17 protein-coding genes and 3 pseudogenes are annotated in these 18,764 nt (G+C 68.8%); 15 read left to right on the top strand and 5 right to left on the bottom strand.

Annotation, left to right across the window (positions count from 1 at the left end; genetic code table 11):
* Positions 1 to 309 precede the first annotated feature (309 nt).
* Together AB0I21_RS45565 and AB0I21_RS45560 are read left to right on the top strand one after the other, a co-directional pair.
* Positions 310 to 534 (top strand): hypothetical protein, encoded by a 225-nt coding sequence (locus AB0I21_RS45565; protein ID WP_360570409.1) that lies wholly within the window; start codon positions 310 to 312, stop codon positions 532 to 534.
* A 5-nt stretch (positions 535 to 539) separates the two neighbouring features.
* The gene (locus AB0I21_RS45560; protein ID WP_360570407.1) at positions 540 to 1,583 is read left to right on the top strand and encodes a site-specific integrase; all 1,044 of its coding nucleotides are present in this window, start codon (positions 540 to 542) and stop codon (positions 1,581 to 1,583) included.
* Positions 1,584 to 1,746: 163 nt separating this feature from the next.
* Here the strand turns inward: AB0I21_RS45560 and AB0I21_RS45555 are convergent, their stop codons facing one another.
* Positions 1,747 to 1,947, bottom strand: coding sequence for a hypothetical protein (locus AB0I21_RS45555; protein WP_360570405.1), 201 nt, complete (start codon positions 1,945 to 1,947; stop codon positions 1,747 to 1,749).
* Between the two features lie 195 nt (positions 1,948 to 2,142).
* On the opposite strand from AB0I21_RS45555, the gene AB0I21_RS45550 reads away from it, so the two are divergent.
* From AB0I21_RS45550 to AB0I21_RS45540, 3 genes are all read left to right on the top strand, one after another.
* Entirely contained in the window at positions 2,143 to 4,479 is a 2,337-nt protein-coding gene (locus AB0I21_RS45550) for a LuxR C-terminal-related transcriptional regulator (protein ID WP_360570403.1), read from the top strand.
* 64 nt (positions 4,480 to 4,543) lie between these two features.
* Positions 4,544 to 4,984, top strand: a complete 441-nt coding sequence (locus AB0I21_RS45545; RefSeq protein WP_360570401.1) for an STAS domain-containing protein — start codon at positions 4,544 to 4,546, stop codon at positions 4,982 to 4,984.
* A 55-nt stretch (positions 4,985 to 5,039) separates the two neighbouring features.
* Positions 5,040 to 5,936 (top strand): MEDS domain-containing protein, encoded by an 897-nt coding sequence (locus AB0I21_RS45540; RefSeq protein WP_360570399.1) that lies wholly within the window; start codon positions 5,040 to 5,042, stop codon positions 5,934 to 5,936.
* Positions 5,937 to 6,155: 219 nt separating this feature from the next.
* On the opposite strand, the gene AB0I21_RS45535 is transcribed toward AB0I21_RS45540, so the two are convergent.
* On the bottom strand, positions 6,156 to 6,800 hold the full coding sequence (locus tag AB0I21_RS45535; RefSeq protein ID WP_360570397.1) for a TetR/AcrR family transcriptional regulator: 645 nt from the start codon (positions 6,798 to 6,800) through the stop codon (positions 6,156 to 6,158).
* 145 nt (positions 6,801 to 6,945) lie between these two features.
* On the opposite strand from AB0I21_RS45535, the gene AB0I21_RS45530 reads away from it, so the two are divergent.
* From AB0I21_RS45530 to AB0I21_RS45510, 5 genes and pseudogenes are all read left to right on the top strand, one after another.
* Complete coding sequence (locus tag AB0I21_RS45530; RefSeq protein WP_360570395.1) at positions 6,946 to 7,725, top strand: glucose 1-dehydrogenase; 780 nt, start codon at positions 6,946 to 6,948, stop codon at positions 7,723 to 7,725.
* A complete protein-coding gene (locus tag AB0I21_RS45525; protein WP_360570393.1) occupies positions 7,722 to 8,198 on the top strand; it encodes a nitroreductase/quinone reductase family protein in 477 nt (158 codons plus the stop codon). The genes AB0I21_RS45530 and AB0I21_RS45525 overlap by 4 nt, the downstream gene beginning before the upstream one ends.
* Positions 8,199 to 8,361: 163 nt before the next feature.
* Positions 8,362 to 9,689: pseudogene (locus AB0I21_RS45520) on the top strand (ISL3 family transposase).
* 780 nt (positions 9,690 to 10,469) lie between these two features.
* Positions 10,470 to 11,309, top strand: coding sequence for a M15 family metallopeptidase (locus tag AB0I21_RS45515; RefSeq protein WP_360570391.1), 840 nt, complete (start codon positions 10,470 to 10,472; stop codon positions 11,307 to 11,309).
* Between the two features lie 113 nt (positions 11,310 to 11,422).
* Complete coding sequence (locus AB0I21_RS45510; protein ID WP_360570389.1) at positions 11,423 to 11,707, top strand: VOC family protein; 285 nt, start codon at positions 11,423 to 11,425, stop codon at positions 11,705 to 11,707.
* A 184-nt stretch (positions 11,708 to 11,891) separates the two neighbouring features.
* On the opposite strand, the gene AB0I21_RS45505 is transcribed toward AB0I21_RS45510, so the two are convergent.
* A complete protein-coding gene (locus AB0I21_RS45505) occupies positions 11,892 to 12,101 on the bottom strand; it encodes a hypothetical protein (protein ID WP_360570387.1) in 210 nt (69 codons plus the stop codon).
* Positions 12,102 to 12,524: 423 nt separating this feature from the next.
* Complete coding sequence (locus AB0I21_RS45500) at positions 12,525 to 13,490, bottom strand: histidine kinase (RefSeq protein WP_360570385.1); 966 nt, start codon at positions 13,488 to 13,490, stop codon at positions 12,525 to 12,527.
* Positions 13,491 to 14,082: 592 nt separating this feature from the next.
* Here AB0I21_RS45500 and AB0I21_RS45495 point away from each other — a divergent pair.
* The 5 genes and pseudogenes from AB0I21_RS45495 to AB0I21_RS45475 form a co-directional block, all read left to right on the top strand.
* Positions 14,083 to 14,358, top strand: a pseudogene (locus AB0I21_RS45495) (transposase); the annotation flags it as partial.
* 157 nt (positions 14,359 to 14,515) lie between these two features.
* Positions 14,516 to 15,781 (top strand): site-specific integrase, encoded by a 1,266-nt coding sequence (locus AB0I21_RS45490; protein ID WP_360570383.1) that lies wholly within the window; start codon positions 14,516 to 14,518, stop codon positions 15,779 to 15,781.
* Between the two features lie 38 nt (positions 15,782 to 15,819).
* Positions 15,820 to 16,728 (top strand): tyrosine-type recombinase/integrase, encoded by a 909-nt coding sequence (locus AB0I21_RS45485; protein WP_360570381.1) that lies wholly within the window; start codon positions 15,820 to 15,822, stop codon positions 16,726 to 16,728.
* Positions 16,725 to 17,714, top strand: coding sequence for a tyrosine-type recombinase/integrase (locus AB0I21_RS45480; protein WP_360570379.1), 990 nt, complete (start codon positions 16,725 to 16,727; stop codon positions 17,712 to 17,714). Before AB0I21_RS45485 ends, AB0I21_RS45480 begins: the two co-directional genes overlap by 4 nt.
* A gap of 103 nt (positions 17,715 to 17,817) precedes the next feature.
* Positions 17,818 to 18,060 (top strand): annotated as a pseudogene (locus tag AB0I21_RS45475) (transposase); the annotation flags it as partial.
* Between the two features lie 300 nt (positions 18,061 to 18,360).
* Here AB0I21_RS45475 and AB0I21_RS45470 read toward each other — a convergent pair.
* The gene (locus tag AB0I21_RS45470; RefSeq protein WP_360570377.1) at positions 18,361 to 18,684 is read right to left on the bottom strand and encodes a hypothetical protein; all 324 of its coding nucleotides are present in this window, start codon (positions 18,682 to 18,684) and stop codon (positions 18,361 to 18,363) included.
* Between the last annotated feature and the right edge of the window lie 80 nt (positions 18,685 to 18,764).

Here is an 18,764-nt window from a genome sequence, read left to right as displayed (position 1 = left end):
TAGTGACACGCCCCGTCACTCGGCCAAGCCGTGTTTCCGCAGCTCAACGCATACTTTCACCACCTAGAACCGACATGCATCTGCGGAACCCGGGTTAATCCCGCATTAAGTGATGAACTGCGGAGCAGCGAACCTGACGTCCCAATGAAACGACCAACCGGACTGCCGCTAGCCCAATTTCCCGGCCGACTTCAACCGAGCACCAGCTACTCAGTGATAACCACCATCGACGTCAACGGTCGGATCGCTGATCGATCGCCTCTGCAAGCACTCACGTGGCCTCCAGGCTTTTCCATTTCAATCTGCCTGATGGCGCCGCTCATCGTGATTGTCCCGGACGCGGCCAGCCAGGAGCACGTCACCAACCAGGGTCGCATTCGGCTCTCGGCTACGGTCCGGCACGTCCTCCAGATCACCAGCGGCGACAGGCTCTACATGACAGCTGCTATCGGGGCAGACCAGCTGACGATCTGCCCGCCGTCGGTGTTCGATGAGTTCGTTAAGCGACTCCAGCAGGAAGCCACCTGGACGTAAATGACATGGCAGTCCACAGACAGATACCGGCGACCATCGACCTCGAGACCGCACGCGTCGTGCTGCAACAGCTCGGCATCACCGCCGAGACATTGGGCGCTGCCACTCGTCCTCGCGACGCACCGACCTTCACTGAATACATCGACCGCGTGTCGGATGCCGTCTCCGCTGGCACACGGCGCGCCTACACCAGCTACTGGAGGCGAATTCGAGACGCCTGGGGCGAGCGGCGACTGAACGAGCCGACGCCCTTGGAGATCAAACAGCTCGCCGAACGGATCAAGAGCAACGCCCGCGTGAGAAGCAACTCCCGCGGCGGCCGTACAGCAGCAGAGCACACCATCGCAGCACTGCGATGCCTCTACAGCCATGCAGTCGCAGACGGGTACATCGCCGAAAGCGACAACCCGTCCGGCCGCGTTCCCAAACCTCGACGCCTCGCAAGCACACGACGGGCACTGTCCGACGAACAGCTTGCTCAAGTTGTCGGTGCAGCCGGCGTCACCGGCAACGATCCCGACCTCGACACACTCCTACTGCGCCTTCACACCGAGACCGCATGCCGTAGAGGCGGGGCGCTCGCGCTCCGCCCGATCGATCTCGACTCCGCCCAGTGCCTGATCCGCCTTCGCGAGAAGGGCGAGACAGTTCGTTGGCAGCCGGTTTCACCTACCCTCATGCATCACCTCATCCGACACCACCAAGAGCGCGACACCCACGGCGACCGACACGGCCCATTGCTGCGTTACCGCAACGGACAACCAATCACTACCCGCCGCTACGACTACGTCTGGCGTCGACTTGGCATTTACCTGCCGTGGGTAGCAACACAGCAGGTAAGCACGCACTGGATCCGGCACACCACACTGACGTGGGTCGAACGGCGTTTCGGCTACGGTGTCGCCCGGGCCTTCGCCGGGCACAACGGCCGATCGGACACTGGCACGACATCCACATACATCCGTGCCCACCTCGACGAGGTCGCCGAAGCGCTCGCAGCATTGACCGGCGAACCGCATCCGCTTGTACGCGCACCACGAAACAGCTGAAGCGTAATACGGCTCTTCACAGATGAGGGTGTAGCTGCGAGGGCTTGGCTTGCGGGTCTTGGGTCACCCCTCTTGCTGTCGTTGGGAGTTTCCACCCCCGACAGGGCAGCCTTGCACGTTTGGGTCCGCTGCTGAGAGGGCGGTCACGGACGGTTGGGTTGATCTATGCGATGGGTCCGTTTGGAGATCGTTCTGTAGGTTCGCTGCAGCAGACCGCCTTCACGGGTCGCTGCATGCCGGCCGCGCGGGCCTGCTCGACCAGCCGACCGACCAACTCGGCGTTCACACCCTCCGGCGTCACCGCCGGGGTCTTCTTCTTCGCCACCGCGGCAGTATCCACGGCGGCATCGATCATCACGGTCATCAGGTGCCTCCTTGATCAGGAGTTACACCGTTTTTCGTACAGTCCCGGCGCCCCACCCGCCGCTCCTCCGAACGTGCGGGAATGGGCACATCCCGCGCGCTGATCACGCCGTGTGGCCGTTGCGTGACGGCATGCCGCCCGGCGACTATGGGGTCGAGGAGCGGCATCGATGTTGGTTGGGCGGTGGTGGCGAGGGTGCGCAGGCGACGAAGCGAAGGCAATCTGCCGGTGGAGCTGTCGAGCTTTGTCGATCGCGTCGACGAGCGTGCGGAGCTGCGCCGGCTGCTGGCCGGTTCGCGGTTGGTGACGGTCACTGGGATCGGTGGAGTGGGCAAGACCCGGGTCGCGTTGCGGGTTGCGGCCGAGATCGAACGAGCGTACAGCGACGGCGTCTGGGTGGCCGACCTGTCCGCGCTGAGCAACGCGGATCTGGTGGTGGAGGCCGTCGGACAGGTCCTCGGGGTCCGGAACCAGACGGTCCGCCCGCAGGTCGAGGTGGTCGCCGACTACCTGGCGTCGCGTCGGGTGCTGTTGGTGCTGGACAATTGCGAGCATCTTGCCGCCGCGTGTGCGGCGCTGGTGGACGCGCTGCTGCGGGCGGCGCCCGGACTCCAGGTGGTGGCGACGAGCCGGCAGCCGCTGGGGGTCCCCGGCGAGCACGTATTCCAGTTGCTGCCGTTGCCGGTTCCTGAGGTCGGGGCGGCTGCCGACCCCGGGACGGTGCTGTTCGGCGAGCGGGCCGCTGCGGCGGCACCCGCCTTCACCGTGACCGACGGCAACCAGGCCGCGGTGGCGCGGGTGTGCCGCCTGCTGGACTCAATTCCGCTGGGCATCGAACTCGCGGCGGCGTGGGCCCGGGTGCTGTCGGTCGAACAGATCGCCGATCTGGTCGAAAGCCGGTCGGTCGATCGGGTGCGGTTGTTGAGCCGTAGCGGGACGCACGACGCCGGCAGACACGATTCCCTGCGGACCGTTCTGGACTCCAGCTACGGGCTGTGCTCTACCGCCGAAGGGCTGTTGTGGGCCCGGGTGTCGGTATTCGCCGGCACCTTCGACCTGGACGCGGTGCGCGAGGTCTGCGCCGATGGCCACCTCGGCGCGCACGACGTGCTGGCGGCGGTCGCCGGGCTCGTCGACAAGTCGATCCTGATCACCGACCGGACGCCGTCCGGCGTCCGGTACCGCCTGCTGGACACGATCCGCGACTACGGGCTCGACCTGCTCCGCGGCTCCGGGCAGGAGCGGACGCTGCGCCGCCGCCACCGCGACCGTTATCTGCGCATGGCGCAGCGGTTCGACGCCGAGTGGTGCGGTCCGGACCAGGCCAGGTGGTACACCACACTGCGGCTCGAGCACCCCAACCTGCGGGCGGCGCTGGACTTCAGCCTCTCCGACCCGCGGGAGCACGGGACCGGACTGGAGCTGGCAGCAGCCCTGCGGTACTACTGGTTCGCCTGCGGGTACGTGCGCGAAGGCCGGCATCATCTGGACCGGGCGCTGGCGCTCGACCCGCCGCCCGGCCCGGCCCTGAACCGGGCACTGTGGGCCTGCGCATGGCTCATCACCGTCCAGGGCGATCTGGACGCCGCCGGCGCCCTTCTGGCCCGGTGCCGCCGGTTCGCCGAGGCGCAGCACGACGTCACGGCACTCGGGTGGATCGGCTACGTCTCCGCCGTGGTCGCAGTGTCGTCCGGCGATCTGCAGCGGGCGCTGGCCCAGGCGGAGCAGGCGGAACGTCTGCACCTCGCCGGCGAGGATCGCGGCACCGGACTGTTCCTCGCGCTGAGCGCGCAAGCGCTGCCCTTGGCACTGACGGGCTCGTTCGACGAGGCGAGCAGCCTGACGCGGGACCTACGGGCCCGGTGCGAGGAACGCGGGGACCGGTGGATGTGCTCGTACGCCGACTGGCTGGACACCGTCATCGAGCTCGGTCGCGGCGACGCCCGTGCCGCGGTCGGGCACGCCCGCGAGGCGCTGCGGGCCAAGCGACGACTGGGCGACAGCGTCGGCATCGCCATGACGCTGGACATCTTGGCCACCGCCACCGCTACCGACGGAGACCTCGAACGGGCGGCCCGGCTGCTGGGCATCGCCCACCGGATGTGGCAGGCAATGGGGCTGCTGCGGCAGGCCTCGCCTGATCTGCTCGCCACCCGTGCCCGCGCAGAAGAACTCGGCCGCGCGAAGCTCGGCGAGCGACGCTTCGACGCGGCGGTCGCCGAAGGGCTCGGCCTGGACCTCGAAGCGGGGCTGGCGTACGCCGCGGAGGAGAAGATCTCCCGGCGCCGGCCGAGCGGCTCGGCTGCGGCCTGGACGCCGCTCACCCGTCGCGAGGTCGAGGTCGCCCAGCTCATCGCCGACGGGCTGACAAACCAGCAGATCGCGGACAAGCTTGTGATCAGCCGGCGCACCGCGAACACCCACGTCGAGCACATCCGCACCAAGCTGGACTTCACGTCCCGCTCCCAGGTCGCCGCGTGGGTCGCCGTCAGGTCCCAGTCCCAGTCTGAGGCCGGTCCGGCAACGCCCTGACCTCCGACACCGGCAAGCCGGACTCGGCCACAAATCGGTTAGGTGACCGATACGTCCCGGCGGCATGACCGCGACGATGTTCCCGATGCATCCGTATCTGCGGCGGCCGACCGACGCCGCACCCGTGGCGCATGGAGTGAGCATGCCAGCAGCCGACCGCGCGGGGCCGCCATCGGCGACGCCGGCCCCGCCCTCCGTCGTTGAAATGGTCTTCACCGGGGACCTGGACGCCCGGCGCGCCGCTGCGCTCCGCACCACGATCATCGAGACCCTCACGCGGGACCGTCCAGCCTCGATCGTGCTCGACCTGAGCGGGCTGACCTTCATCGACTTCGAAGGCGTGCGGTTGCTGTACGACGTCTGCGCCGAACTGGCCGCCGCCGGCTGCGTGCTCAACGTCAGCCGCGCGGACGGCCGGGTCCGCTGGATGTTGTCGACGGTCGGTCTCGAAATGCTCTTCGGGGCCGCAGCCACCCACCGCCGGCAGTCCGAGCCGGGCAGCTGACCCCGTACAACCGGTTTCCGGCCGGGTGATCCGCGGCCGATCCAGGAGGTTCGTGTTGCCACTGCTGCAGGCCGAGACCGGCGACCACATCTGCGTTTCGCTCACCGGTACGACCCGGCTCGTCGCGCTGATCCGCAGGGGCGTCGAAGCGGCATTCCGCGACGGCCACAAGATGCTGCTGCTGTCGGACCTCGAACGGGGCGACCTGATCGACCTGATCCTGAGCGCTGCGCCGGCCGACGACATCGGGTCGGTCCTTCGGCAGGTGAAGACGCTGCCCAGCCGCAGCACCTTCGTCGCCGGCGCGAGCTTCCAGCAGCAGTCCGTGCTGGACCTTCTCGACGCCGAGCTCCGGCTGGCCCACGACCAGGGATTCGCGGTCCTGCGGGTCTTCATGGATCTGCGGTGGGTCAGCCGCGCCACCGTCGCGTTCGACACCTGGTGCGACTACGAAGTCCGCGCCAACACCCTGTTCGCCGGGGGTGACCTGATCGGGTGCTGCGTGTACGACGGACGGAACCTGACCCCCGACGACCGGTTGCTGCTGTACAGCGCCCACACCACGACCGTGCAAACGGACACGTTCAGCCTGGCGTCGCGGCTGCGCGGCCGGTGGAGCGCCGAACCGCCGGCCCTCTGCCTGAAGGGCGAGACCGACCTCGGCAACCGCGCCGCACTGCGACAACTGCTCGCCTCGGCCGCCCGGATCCGTGGCCCGCTCACCATCGACGCCGCCGATCTTGAGTTCGTCGACGCGGCCGCCCTGCGCGCATTGCTTGGCCTGGCGGCCGGCAGAGCCACCCCGACCACGATCCGGTGCCGACCGGCGATCGCCCGGCTGCTGCACCTATTCGGGGCCTGCCGCATCGCCACCCTCACCGTCGTCGTGCCGCGACCGGTACCTCGCCCCGGCCAGCCCGGGCGTCGGCACAGTCTGGAAGGACCTGGTTGACCCGACCGCCGCTCCGAATCAGTCACCACATAGATCAACCTAAACAGTTCGTGACCGCCCTCTGAGACCTCTTGTCGGGCCGTGCTGATGCCAGGCTGATCAAGGTGGTCAACACATCGACCCTCCCTCCTTCGGTGTCCGCCCCGGGATGCCCCGCGAATGCCCTTGGTGCCGACGCCTCGATTGTTTAGGCATCAGCTCCTTTGGTGGCGGCGGGACTCAGTCGTTGGTGGACGCCCCTGGTCCAGTCGCGGCGTACCGGGTGGCGATGGTCCGGACGGCCTCGTCGACTACCTGAGCGACGCGTTCGGCGCTCACCTCCCAGCCCGGCACCAGGAGTTTTGGCCAGAAGACGTAGTTGGAGATCATGCCCAGGAACTGGGTGGCTGCGAGGTCCACGTCTTCGACCCGCGCCGTTCCCGCCTCGTGCTCAGCCAGGAGGTAGCTGCGTACGGACTCGAAGTAGGGCATCTTCCCTTGCGAGAACTGTGCATGGGCCAACTCCGGGAACCGCGGCAGCTCGGCGATGACGATCCGGAACAGGTCGGTCATCTGGGGCCGGCTCAACAGCTCGGCGTAACGGCGACCGATCGCGCTGAGCCCGTCGACGACGTTGCCTGCCGGCGGAGGAGCCTCCTCGTCAGCGGTTGACCAGGACTCGGTGACGATGGCGTCGAACAGGGCGGCCTTGCTCGGAAATTGCTTGAACAAGGTGGCCCGCGAGACACCCGAGCGCTCGGCGATCCGCGCCAGCGATGTCCGGTCGTAGCCCAACTCGAGGAACAGTGCGGTCGCGGCCGCCACGATCAGCGCGCGCTTTTCCTGGGCGACGCGCTGGTGGTACGTCGGTACGACCCTGCTCATGGACCGAGCATACGAGGTGAGTGGCTTGACTCGCCACTGCCGCCAGCCTAGTGTCAAGGCAGTGGTGAGTCGCTCGGCTCGCCATCTGCCGGCCGTTCATCGTCGATGATCCCGGTCAGTCACCCACGTACCGAAGGAACATCTGATGAACCGCTTCGACAACCAGACCGTGCTCGTGACCGGTGGGACCGGTGGCCAGGGATCGAGCCACGTACGCGCCTTTCACGCGGAGGGAGCGAACGTGGTGATCGGCGACATCGACACCGGACGCGGCGCCGCTCTCGCCAACGAGCTCGGGAGCCGCGCTCACTTCACCCGCCTCGACGTCACCGACGAGAGTTCGTGGTCCGCTGCTGTGCTAGCCGCCGAGAGCGCCTTCGGCGCCCTGAACGTGCTCGTCAACAACGCGGGCGTTCAGAACCCGCCGGCGCCAATTGAGCACACGGACCAAGCCACGTGGTCGCGCATCCTCGACATCAACCTCACAGGGACCTTCCTCGGCATCAAGGTCGCCGCCCCCGCTCTGCGCCGCGCAACAGGGGGAGCCATCGTCAACATCGCCTCGACGATGGGCCTGGGCGGCACGGCGCACTACGCGCCGTACGTCGCCAGCAAGTGGGCCGTGCGAGGCCTTACCCGAACGGCAGCGCTCGAGCTCGGCCGGGACCACATCCGCGTGAACACCATCCACCCCGGCGTGATCGCGACCCCCTTCATCCAAGAACCAGCAGCCGGCGCCACCGCGGCAATCGCCGACTTCTACTCACCCGAGCCGTTCGCCATCCCCCGACTTGGAGAGCCGACCGACGTCACCCGGCTTCTCCTGTTCCTCACGTCATCAGACGCGTCGTTCATCACGGGGTCGGAGTACGTCATTGACGGTGGACTCCTCCTCGGGCCCGCCCTTCAGACCGAGACCGCATGAGCAGTCCAGACACGACCGGATGGAACGACTCCGCAGGTGACGCGTCTTTGTCGCACCTGCCCGATCACATCCGGCGAGCCATCGAGATCACACCCGCCGCAGGTACCAGCGAACGGATCATCGACATCACGACGCTGGGGCGCCGCACCGGCCGGCCACGCCGCATCGAGATCTTCTTCTACCGAGCTGCGGGCACCACCTACCTGTGCAGCGGCGCCGGCGGTGCCGCGACCGACTGGCATGCGAACCTTCTCGCCAATCCCAACTTCACCTTCCACCTCAAGAACGGGATCCGCGCAGATCTGCCTGCACGGGCCACGCCCGTCACCGACCCAACTGAACGTCAGGCCGTGCTGGCAGAGATCGTCGCGGATCTCAATCAGCCCCACGACCCCGGCACCATCCGGCCGACTCGGCTCGAAGACTGGGCTGACAGCCGGCTGATGCGCATCAGCTTCCGCCATCGGCCGTGATCGCGGATCCCTCGACAGATGACCTACTCCCAGGGACTGAGGAGTAGTCGCGGCTAGAGCAGCTCTTCGCCAGATGAGGGTGTAGCTGGCGCGGCGGTCCCAGATGGATGTCGAGGTTTCCAGAGGGAAGGCTCCTACGCGCTCATCCTGAAAGAACCGTCACGTGCCCGACGCTACCGTCGGCGACCGCTCGCACGCGTTCGCCCACCCCGATCTAACGACCTTCTGCAGACTCGACGAGCTCGGCCTCGTCGTCACCGGCCAACGCCTCGAGCACGACCGCGCGGTCCTCGCGTGCCGGGTCCTCGAACCCGACCAATGGTGCCGCCGCTGCGGCTGCGAAGGGACCCCCGGGACACGGTCACCAGGCAACTTGCCCACGAGCCGCTCGGCTGGCGGCCCACGACACTGCTGGTCACGATCCGCCGCTACCGATGCGGTGGCTGCGGGCATGTCTGGCGCCAGGACACCTCCCGGGTGGCCGAGCCCCGGTCGAAGTTGTCACGGCGCGGGCTGCGGTGGGCACTCGAAGGGATTGTGGTCGGACACCTCACCGTCGCCCGGGTCGCCGAAGGTCTCGGCGTCGCGTGGAACACCGCCAACGACGCAGTCCTCGCCGAGGGCAAGCGGGTCCTGATCGACGACCCGGCACGGTTCGACGGCGTCCGGGTCGTCGGCGTCGATGAGCACGTCTGGCGCCACACCAGCCGTGGTGACAAGTACGTCACGGTCATCATCGACCTCACCCCGATCCGCGACAAGACAGGCCCAGCACGGCTCCTCGACATGGTCGAGGGCCGCTCCAAGCAAGTGTTCAAGACCTGGCTCGTCGCCCGCACCGATGCCTGGCGTGACGCGGTCGAGGTCGTCGCGATGGACGGGTTCAGCGGCTTCAAGACCGCCACCACCGAAGACCTCCCTGACGCGGTCGCGGTGATGGATCCCTTCCACGTGGTCCGCTTGGCCGGCGACGCGCTCGACCAGTGCCGACGCAGGGTCCAGCAAGCCACCCACCGTCACCGCGGCATGAAGGGCGACCCGCTCTACTCGGCGCGGCGGACCCTGCACACCGGCGCCGACCTCCTCACCGACAAGCAGCGCAGCCGTCTGCGGGCGCTGTTCGCGGTCGATGACCATGTGCAGGTCGAGGCGACCTGGGGGATCTACCAGCGGATGATCGCGGCCTACCGAGAGCCCGACCGAGCTCGTGGCCGCGTGTTGATGACCGCGCTGATCGACTCGGTCAGCGCCGGCGTCCCGGCCGTGCTGAGCGAGGTCATCACGCTGGGCCGGACGTTGAAGAAGCGTGCCGACGACGTGCTGGCCTACTTCGACCGGCCCGGCACATCCAACGGCCCGACCGAGGCGATCAACGGACGGCTCGAACACCTCCGCGGCTCCGCGCTCGGATTCCGCAACATCACCAACTACATCGCCAGGTCCCTGCTCGAGACCGGCGGCTTCAGGCCACGACTACACCCTGGTCTGTGAAGAGCCCGATTACCCGTCGCCGCTACGACACATTGTGGGTTCGGACCAGCGATGACCTGCCGTGGGTGGCCACCCAGCGGATCAGCACCCACTGGCTGCGGCACACCACCCTGACGTGGGTCGAGACCTCGGATCGTGACATCGGTTCCCAGAGGTATCGGGCGGGAGGCCCGCGCCGGGCTGCCTGTGCCGGCATTGCGACCGGCGCAGGCAGTCGCGGTCACCTGCGTCTGCACGGTAACCACCGTCGATGCACACGGGAGGATCGCGGATCGGTTTCCGGTTCGGAGGCTCGGATGGCTGCCTGGCCGGCCAGTCGATGCCACGGTCTCGGCAGGCACAGTGCGCCTCACGACGGGCGGGGCAGGTAGCCTTGCCGTCACGAAGCAGGACATGTCCGCGTGCCGGCCGAGGCCCGGCACGCCGTGGGGTTGCTCGACGGAGACCGTGTCCTGGTGGTGGCGCGTCCCGACCTCGACGCCGTGATCGTCTATCCGATGCCAGCCGACTCCGCGCAGGGCCTTGAACGTGGTCTCCGGACGAACCACAGGCGAGCGCCCGAGCCGCTGCGGCCCGGAGCGACCAGGTAGCAGCACCGCCCTGCGGCAGGTGGGAGGGGCGCCGACCGCGCGGCTCGCGGGCATCGACCACCGTACAAAGCACAATAATCTGCGCATGTACCTCACGACAGGCGGGCCCACAGCGTCCGGTCGGGCGGCGGCGACCGGGGCCGGCGCACGCCGGCGTGCCGGGCACCGCGTCCGCGTCCTAGCCGCCGCTGTGGCCTGCACACTGATCGCCGCGTGCGGCGGACCTGCCCGGCCGACACAACCGCCGCCCGCCCCGACGATCCCGGCGCCGGCCCGCGAGTCGTCCCCGCCCGCCGCGGGCGACACGTCCCCGCCGGCACCGCCGAGCCCGTCCACGGCCGCCGCGGCTCAGCTCCCGCCGGGATTCGTCTCGCTGCCCGACATCGATCCCAGCATCCTGACCGACATCCGTTACGCCACCGCCCACAACTTCGTCGGCCGGCCGATCACCGGCTACCAGCGGCCACGCTGCCTGCTCACCCGCCAGGCCGCCGAGGCGCTGCACCGGGTGCAGACAACCGCGCTCAGCAAGGGGTACAGCCTCAAGGTGTACGACTGCTACCGGCCCCAGCAGGGCGTCGACGACTTCGTGCACTGGGCAACGACAGCCGACCAGCGGATGAAGGCGGAGTTCTACCCCGAGGTCGACAAGTCCGTGCTGTTCGACGACGGATACATCGGCGGGCCCACCGCGCACAGCCGGGGCAGCACGATGGACCTGACACTGGTCGCCACCCCCTCGCGCGCGGAACCCTCCTACCGGACGGGCGAACCGCTCCTGCCCTGCACCGCGCCGGCGGCGCAGCGGTTTCCCGACAACAGCATCGACATGGGAACCGGCTTCGACTGCTTCGACCCACTCGCACACACGATCACCGCGGGCCTGAGCGGCTTGGCGAGGAACAACCGGGCGCTGCTCACCGGCCTGATGGCACAAGGCGGGTTCACCAACTACCCGAAGGAATGGTGGCACTACACGCTCGACAACGAGCCGTATCCAAGCACATATTTTGACTTCCCGGTGGCGTAGCGACACGCCTCGCACCGGCGAGGAGCATCCCTGCCCGTTCGCCGACCGACCGGTCGCCGCGTGCACCACGTAGATCCGCTGCGGAGTGGCCGGAGGGCGGGGATGATCGAGCCGTGGAGGTACTGAGCAGCCGCATTCTGCTGCGCCGGCGATTCGGGCGCAGCAGGAGCTGCTACCGCGACATCCCCGGCCTGGCGATCTACCGTGAATTCGGACCGGCCGAGCACCCGGGCGTGGTCCTCTTCCTCGGCCAAGGGCTCCTCGAAGTGTCCGGTTCGCACGATGAGCCCGGCGGACCGCTGCGGTTGTGGCTGCAGGTCCGTGACGTCCGGGCCGAGTACGGGCGCCTGCGGGCCGCGGGGGCGACGGTCCTCCGGGAGCCCCGGCGGGAGTCGTAGGGGCTGGTCGAGGTGTGGATCGAGGACCCGGACCGCGTGCCGATCGTGCTCGTCGAGGTCCCTGCCGACCACCCGCTGCGGCGCGACCCGCGATGACCGTCGGCGCCGGCGCTCCGGACGGCCGCAGCACCGCAACGCGAGCCACCGCTGCCGCTGCCGCCACCTGCCGGCGCAGCTGATCGGCTCAGCTGCGGCCGGCTCCGGACGACTGCGCGTCGCGACGCTCTTCCTCCCGCCCGACCCAGGCGGCGCACTCCTCGATCGCGTCCACGAGCAGCGCGCGCAGCAGGCGGTCCCGATGCGGCGTGCAGGTCGCGGCGACCCCTTCCACCGCCGAGCGGACGGCGTGCGGCGCGACCCGCCGGCGGAAGGCCGCCGCCGATGCCGCAGGCACGCCACGGGTGAACTTCCCGGCCCACCGGGTGGCCCTGGGGGCCTGCGCCAGCGCCTCCTGAGAGCTTCTCCAGCGTGTCCGGCGACCGCCCGTCGAGAACGGCGAGCATGTGATCACAGGCCAGCACGGAGACCGCCATGGCGCACTGCCGCTCCGCGGCCACGACCGGCAGCGCCGCCGTCGCCAGCCGGAGCGCGATCCGCGCGTCGACGCGCAGGTCGGCACTGACCAACCCGATCACCGACGGGACCAGGCCGGCCAGCTGCTGACGGCCGGCATCGGAGGTGTTGTCGTTGACGAGACGGGCCACCCCGGCGAGCAACGGGTGGGTGCAGACCGGATGGTCGCTCCACCGCCCACCGGCCAGAAACGACGCCAGTTCTGGACCAGGCCGGCGGCATGGCCGGCGACCGTTGACGGCGTTCACCCGAGGAGCGGTCGCCTATCGGCCGGCAGCGTGACCAGCAGCGGCGTTCTGCCGGGCGGCGGCCCTGCCAGCCGTACGTGTCCGCCGAGTGCCTCGACCCGGTCGACGAGGCCGACGAGCCGCGAGTCGAGGGCCGCGTCATCGCCGCCGATGCCGTCGCCGTGGATCGACAGCGCGAGCATTTCGCGTGTGGTCGCGGTGGCGGGTTTGACGTTGACGTCGACCGTGACGGCGAAGCCTTGTGCATGCTCGGCCACGAGGGTGAGCGCCTCCGACACGACGTGGTAGGCGGCCGTCTCGACGCTGCTGCAGAACCGGCGTTCGCAACGAACGTTGACGGTGACCGGCATGGGGCTGCGGCGAGCGAGCGCCTTGAGCGCCGACGGGAGGCCGCGCTGCGTGAGGATGGTCGGGTGCAGGCGACGGGAGATCTCCTGCAGATCCTCGTAGGCGCGCGTCAAGCCGTCGATGGTCCGTCCGATCCGGGGCTTGAGCCCGCGGCGGTCGTCACCTATCAGCGCTTCCAGGGTGCGCAGTTCGAGGCCGAGCGAGACGAGGCGCTGCTGGACGCTGTCGTGCAGGTCGCGTTCGAACCCGCGGCGCGCCTCGTCGGCGGCGAGGACGATGCGGGCCCGCGACGCATTGAGCTGCATCCAGCTCTCGGCATCGAGCAGCGCGGCCGTCGTCGAGGCGACCACGGCCATCGCGTCGTCCGCCGGCACGCAGCGGGCGATGAGGACCGCCAACTGCTGGATGGCGGCCTGATCGGTGGCGTGCCGCTCCCCGGGGTGAAGTTCGTCGGCCAGGCGCCGGATGAGCGAGGCGGGCGCCGCCGTACCGCCGTTGTGCAGTCGGTCGTTCATCGTGGCGGTGGCGTTCGCCTGCTCTACTTGGTCCATGTGGCACTCCGGGGATGTAGGAAACAGCGTTCCGATTGAACCTAGCCCGAAAACGACGAGCAATTCGACGCAACGGTCGTTAGGTTGAGGATTGCGGCATAACCACCCGGATACCTCACCCGAGCTGCGTGGGCGATCCGGCAGGCATCCCGCCAGCAGGTCCCCTCGTAGGTTCGGCGACCGGCGAGATGGAGGCGGTGCTGGGGACCGATAGTTGACAGGCGGTCACGGCCGGGTGCGCCACCATGAGCCGGTGACTGTCGACATCAGCGTTCTCGGGCGGTTCGACGTGCGCCTCGACGGACACCGGCACGCCGACAACGCCATGTCCGACTACGCCACCCTGACGGCCAGACCTCGGCGAGGAACTCGGCGAAGGCTGGACGCCCATCCACCAGGTGTTCGGTCCAGCGCAGGACGCCGCCACCGACACGGCTGGGACAACAACCCCGGGCACCGGCGGGAGCTGACCCGGCGCAGCAGCCGACGAGCGAGCTAGTACTCCAGCCGCACTTCCGCCTCTGACCTTGTTGCAGGTCAGAGGCGGTTTCATGTGGTGCCACGGGCTGGTCCGGCGCTGGTGATCGTCCTATGTAGACTACCGGCTCGTGTCGATCGACTCGGTGCCGGGATGGATGTCGGGTTCGACGCTCTGATGGGCGTGCTGGCGCCTCGGTTCGGTCGGGTGGAACCGCGTCGGCAGGCCCGCAGTTATGTGCTGGGGCTGCTGTCGCCGTTGGCGGACAAGAACGGCTGGACCCTCGCGGAGGCTGCGGGCGATCGGACGCCGGATCGGATGCGACGCCTACTGAACGCGGCCTGCTGGGACGCTGACGCCGTCCGCGACGACCTGCGTGACTATGCCGCCGAGCAGGCCGGTGACCCCGCCGGGGTCCTGATCGTGGATGAGACCGGCTTCGTCAAGAAGGGCATCTAATGCCGAGTTCGGCATTATGTGCCTTATGACGAGCCCACGGTTATGCCGCGTAGCGCCTGATTGATGCTGTTCAGGGCGCTGATTTTGTGGTTGTCGCGCGGCATTGCGCAGTGGTTGTCCGTCGTGGTTGAGGGTTTCTCGTGTCTGGTCGATGGAGTCCATCGACAGACAGGAGAAGATCATGGACTCGAATGATGTTGGACGGGCCCGCTGGCGGATCGTGGTGCGGGGGCCGCTCGCGCCGTTCGCTGACGGGCTGCGCGAGGATTTGGCGGGGCAGGGGTTCTCGCCGGACACGATCGTCGATCATGTGCACCGGTTGGCGGATCTGAGTGGCTGGCTGGTCGGTCGTGATCTGGTCACGGGCGAGGTGACCAGCCAGGTGGTGCAGGAGTTCTTGCGTGAGCGCCGGTCGGCTGGCGTCCGGACCGGAACCAGTGACCGGGCGTGGGCTCCGCTGCTGGGCTATCTGCGCCGGCTGGGAACGGTCCCGCCGCCTGCCGTGGTGGTCGCAGTGGCACCGGTGGATGTGCTGCTGAGCGAGTACCGCCGGTACTTGGAAGACGAGCGCGGGCTGGCCGCGGGGACGGTGAAGCACTACCTGCGGTGCGCTCGGACGTTCTTGACTGGGCTGTCCGGGCCGGTGGAGGGCGCGCTGCCGAGGCTGTCGGCCGGACAGGTCATCGATTTCGTGCGGGACTGGAGTATCCGGCGGCAGAGTACGGCGTTGGACATGGTCACGCTGCCCGCGTTGCGGTCGCTGCTGCGGTTCCTGCATGTGGCCGGGCACGTCCCGGTGGGGTTGGCCGGTGCGGTCCCGGCCGGGCGGGGTCGCCCCCGTAACCTGGTCCAGCCGCGGTCGGCCGGCGGCGCTCGGGTCCGAGCGGTGCTGGCCGGCTGTGACCGTGATAGCGCGGTCGGCCGCCGGGACTATGCGATCCTGCTGATGCTGGCCCGATTGGCGGTGCGCGGCGGCGAGGTCGCCCGGCTGGAGCTGGCCGATATCGACTGGCGCGCGGGCGAACTGACCGTCCATGGCAAGGGCGGCCGGGTCGACGTGCTGCCGCTGCCGGCCGATGTCGGCGCGGCGATCGCTGACTACCTGATGCACGCCAGGCCAGCCACCACCGCGCGGAACGTGTTCGTCACGGTGAAGGCGCCGTTCACCGGCCTGGCGACTTCCTCGGTCACCGTGCTGGTCGGTGCCGCCTGCGCCCGGGCCGGGGTGTCCCGGTTCGGGCCGCACGGGATGCGGCACGCGGCGGCCTGTGACCTGCTCGCGGCGGGCGCGTCGATGGAGGAGATCGGGCAGTTGCTGCGGCACGCCCAGCAGCGGACCACCGCGATCTATGCCCGGCTGGACCAGGCCCGGCTGGCCGAGTTGGCCAGGCCCTGCCCACAGGGAGCACCACGATGAGCATGAGCGTGAGAACCAGGGCGGAGCAGTATCTGGCGATGCGCCGCAGCCTGGGATTCAAGCTGCGCGGCGAGGGCCGGATGCTGCTGGAGTTCGCCGACCGGCTCGACCACACCGGCCAGCCGACCGTCACCGTCACCGCGGCGGTGGAGTGGGCGAGCAAGACCATCGGCGCCACGGCTGCGCACCGGCGGTTGGCGGTGGTGCGCTGCTTCGCCCGCTATCTGGCCGCGTTCGACCCGGACTGCCAGATTCCACCAGCCGGGCTACTACCCGGCCGCGCGCATCGTCCGACTCCCTACCACTACACGGCTGAGGAGATCGCGGCGTTGGTGCACGCGGCCGGCACGATCGCCGCGCCGCTGCCCGCGGCCACGATGCAGGCCCTGATCAGCCTGCTGGCCGCCAGCGGAATGCGGGTAGGCGAGGCACTGGCCCTCGACCGCGACGACGTTGACCAGCACGCGGCGATGGTGGCGGTGACCGGCAAGAACGACCAGACCCGCCTGGTCCCGCTGCACGCCACCACAACAGCGATGCTCGCCGGCTACGAGGCGCGCCGCGATCGGCTCTGCCCCACCCCGGTCTCGGCGGCGTTCTTCCTGACCGCCGCCGGCCATCGCGTCCAGCACCGCGGCGTCCACCAGATCTTCACCAGGCTCCTGATCGCCGCGGACATCCATACCCCACCCGGACGCCGCCGCCCCCGCATCCACGACCTGCGGCATACGCTGGCGGTCAACGTCCTGATCAGCTGGTATGAGGCTGGCCTCGACGTGTCGGCCCGGCTTCCGGTGCTGTCGGCGTTTCTCGGCCACAGCAGTCCGGAAGTCACCTACTGGTATCTGCAGGCCACCCCGCGGCTGCTGGCCTTGGCCGCGCAACGCCTCGACGCGGCAGCCCACCAGGACAGGCCACCTGAGCGGAGCGAGGTGACCGGGCCGTGACCGTGCTCGCACCGCTGCTGCAGGCATTCTTCACCGACCGGCTGATGACCCAGTACGGCGCCAGCCCCCACACCATCGCCTCCTACCGCGACACACTGCGGCTGCTGCTCACCCACATCCACCAGCGGACCGGCAGGCTTCCCGCTCAACTCGAGCTGACCGATCTGGACGCCGTCGCTATCGGCGAGTTCCTGCACGACCTGGAAACGGTGCGCGGCAACAGCGTCGCCACCCGCAACACCCGCCTCGCCGCGATCCACTCTCTGTTCCGCTACGCCAGCTTGCGCGCGCCCGAACATGCCGACCTGATCAGCCGAGTCCTGGCCATCCAAACCAAACGGGCCACCACCACGATCGTCAACTTCCTCCACCGAGCCGAGCTCGACGCGCTGCTGGCCGCGCCCGACACCACGACCTGGCACGGCCGCCGCGATCACGCGTTGCTCGTGTTGACCGCGCAGACCGGACTCCGCGTTGCGGAACTGACCGCGCTATCCACCGGCGACCTCCACCTCGGTGTCGGCGCGCACGTCTACTGCCGAGGCAAAGGCCGAAAGGACCGCTGCACCCCGCTGACCGCGCACACCGGCGCCATCCTGACCGGTTGGCTCACTACCCGCCGACCAGCCGACACCGACCCGCTGTTCGCAACCCGTCGCGGCACACCGCTGTCCCACGACGCCGTCGCCAGCCTCGTCGCCAAACACGCCGCCACCGCCGCGCGCGCCTGCCCATCACTGCAGGCCAAGAACGTCACCCCGCACACCCTGCGCCATACCGCAGCGATGAATCTGCTCCACGCCGGCGTCGACATCACCGTCATCGCGCTCTGGCTCGGCCACGAAACCCCGGCCACGACCTGCATCTACCTGCACGCCGACATGGCCCTCAAAGAACAAGCCATCGCCCGAACCGCACCGCCGAACACAAACCCCGCCCGCTACCAGGCCAGCGACGACCTACTCGTCTTCCTCGAACAACTCTGACCCGAGCCCGCCACCGGTTATGCCGCGTCCGACCGCGAAACCCGCACAACCACGCGGAAATCCCGCCGACCGCGGCATAACCGTGGGCTCGTCATAAGGCATCAAGTCAGCCGGTGTCCAGCGCCAGTATTCCGGCACCGCCGGCCGGGTCGAGAACTGCCAGCTCGGCGTGTTCCTGGCCTACTCGAGTCCGCGGGGACGGCTGCCCGCAGCAATGTCCTTGCGGCAGCCGAAACAGACGGCCCGAAAATGGTGTGCGGAACGCGGCGGTCGAGCAAGGGCGGAAGCAGCGGTCGTGTATTTCTCGCCGGAATCGGCCATCCGACCGCGGATTGGCACCCGCCTGACCTCAGACGATGGATCTGTGCACTGACCCGCACGACAACGACAGGATTAGGTCCGTGCCAGCGGCTCGCAGCGTTGCCGCATCCGCCCGCGCCGCGACCAGACCGATGCTGCGCATGCCCAGCTCCCGTGCTATCCGCACGTCCAGTGGTGTGGCGCCGACGAACACGCACGCGTTGACGTCAACCTTGACGAGCCTCGCAGCCAGTGAGGCCGATCATGTGGTCGGCTTGAACGCCGCGGGTGAGTAGTTGCACCGGCCGACGGCGGTCACCAGCGAGGCCAAGTCGTGCCGCTGCAGTTAGCCGTCGATCGCCGTCTGCGATGCGTCACTGGCGATCGCCACGGGTTTGCCCGCTGCGTGCGCTACTCGGATCACCTCGTGCCCGCCGGGCGTCGGCACCGCATTCGGTACCGCCTCCCATTCCATGTTAGTCATGAGATCCTCGGCAGCCAGGTGCAGGCGCGCATCGTCACGGGTCAGCGCGTACCGCAACAGCGGCATCAGGTCGTCAACGTCCCGCAGCCACCCCTCCACGGCATGACCGCGCTCCTCGATCGCCTGACGGAGACGGTCCGCACTGAACGGCGTGAAGTCACTGATGCCATCAAGCGCAGCATCCATGCGAGCAGTTCGTCGAACGGCTTGCCGGCGGGGTCGACGACCGCGCGCAACAGGTGTGTCCATGACAAGAGGACTACCCT

This window comes from Dactylosporangium sp. NPDC050588 (genome assembly GCF_040654975.1).
GTDB lineage: Bacteria > Actinomycetota > Actinomycetes > Mycobacteriales > Micromonosporaceae > Dactylosporangium > Dactylosporangium maewongense.
Note: the sequence above shows the minus strand (reverse complement) of the source record. Positions and strands in the feature narration are given on the sequence as shown.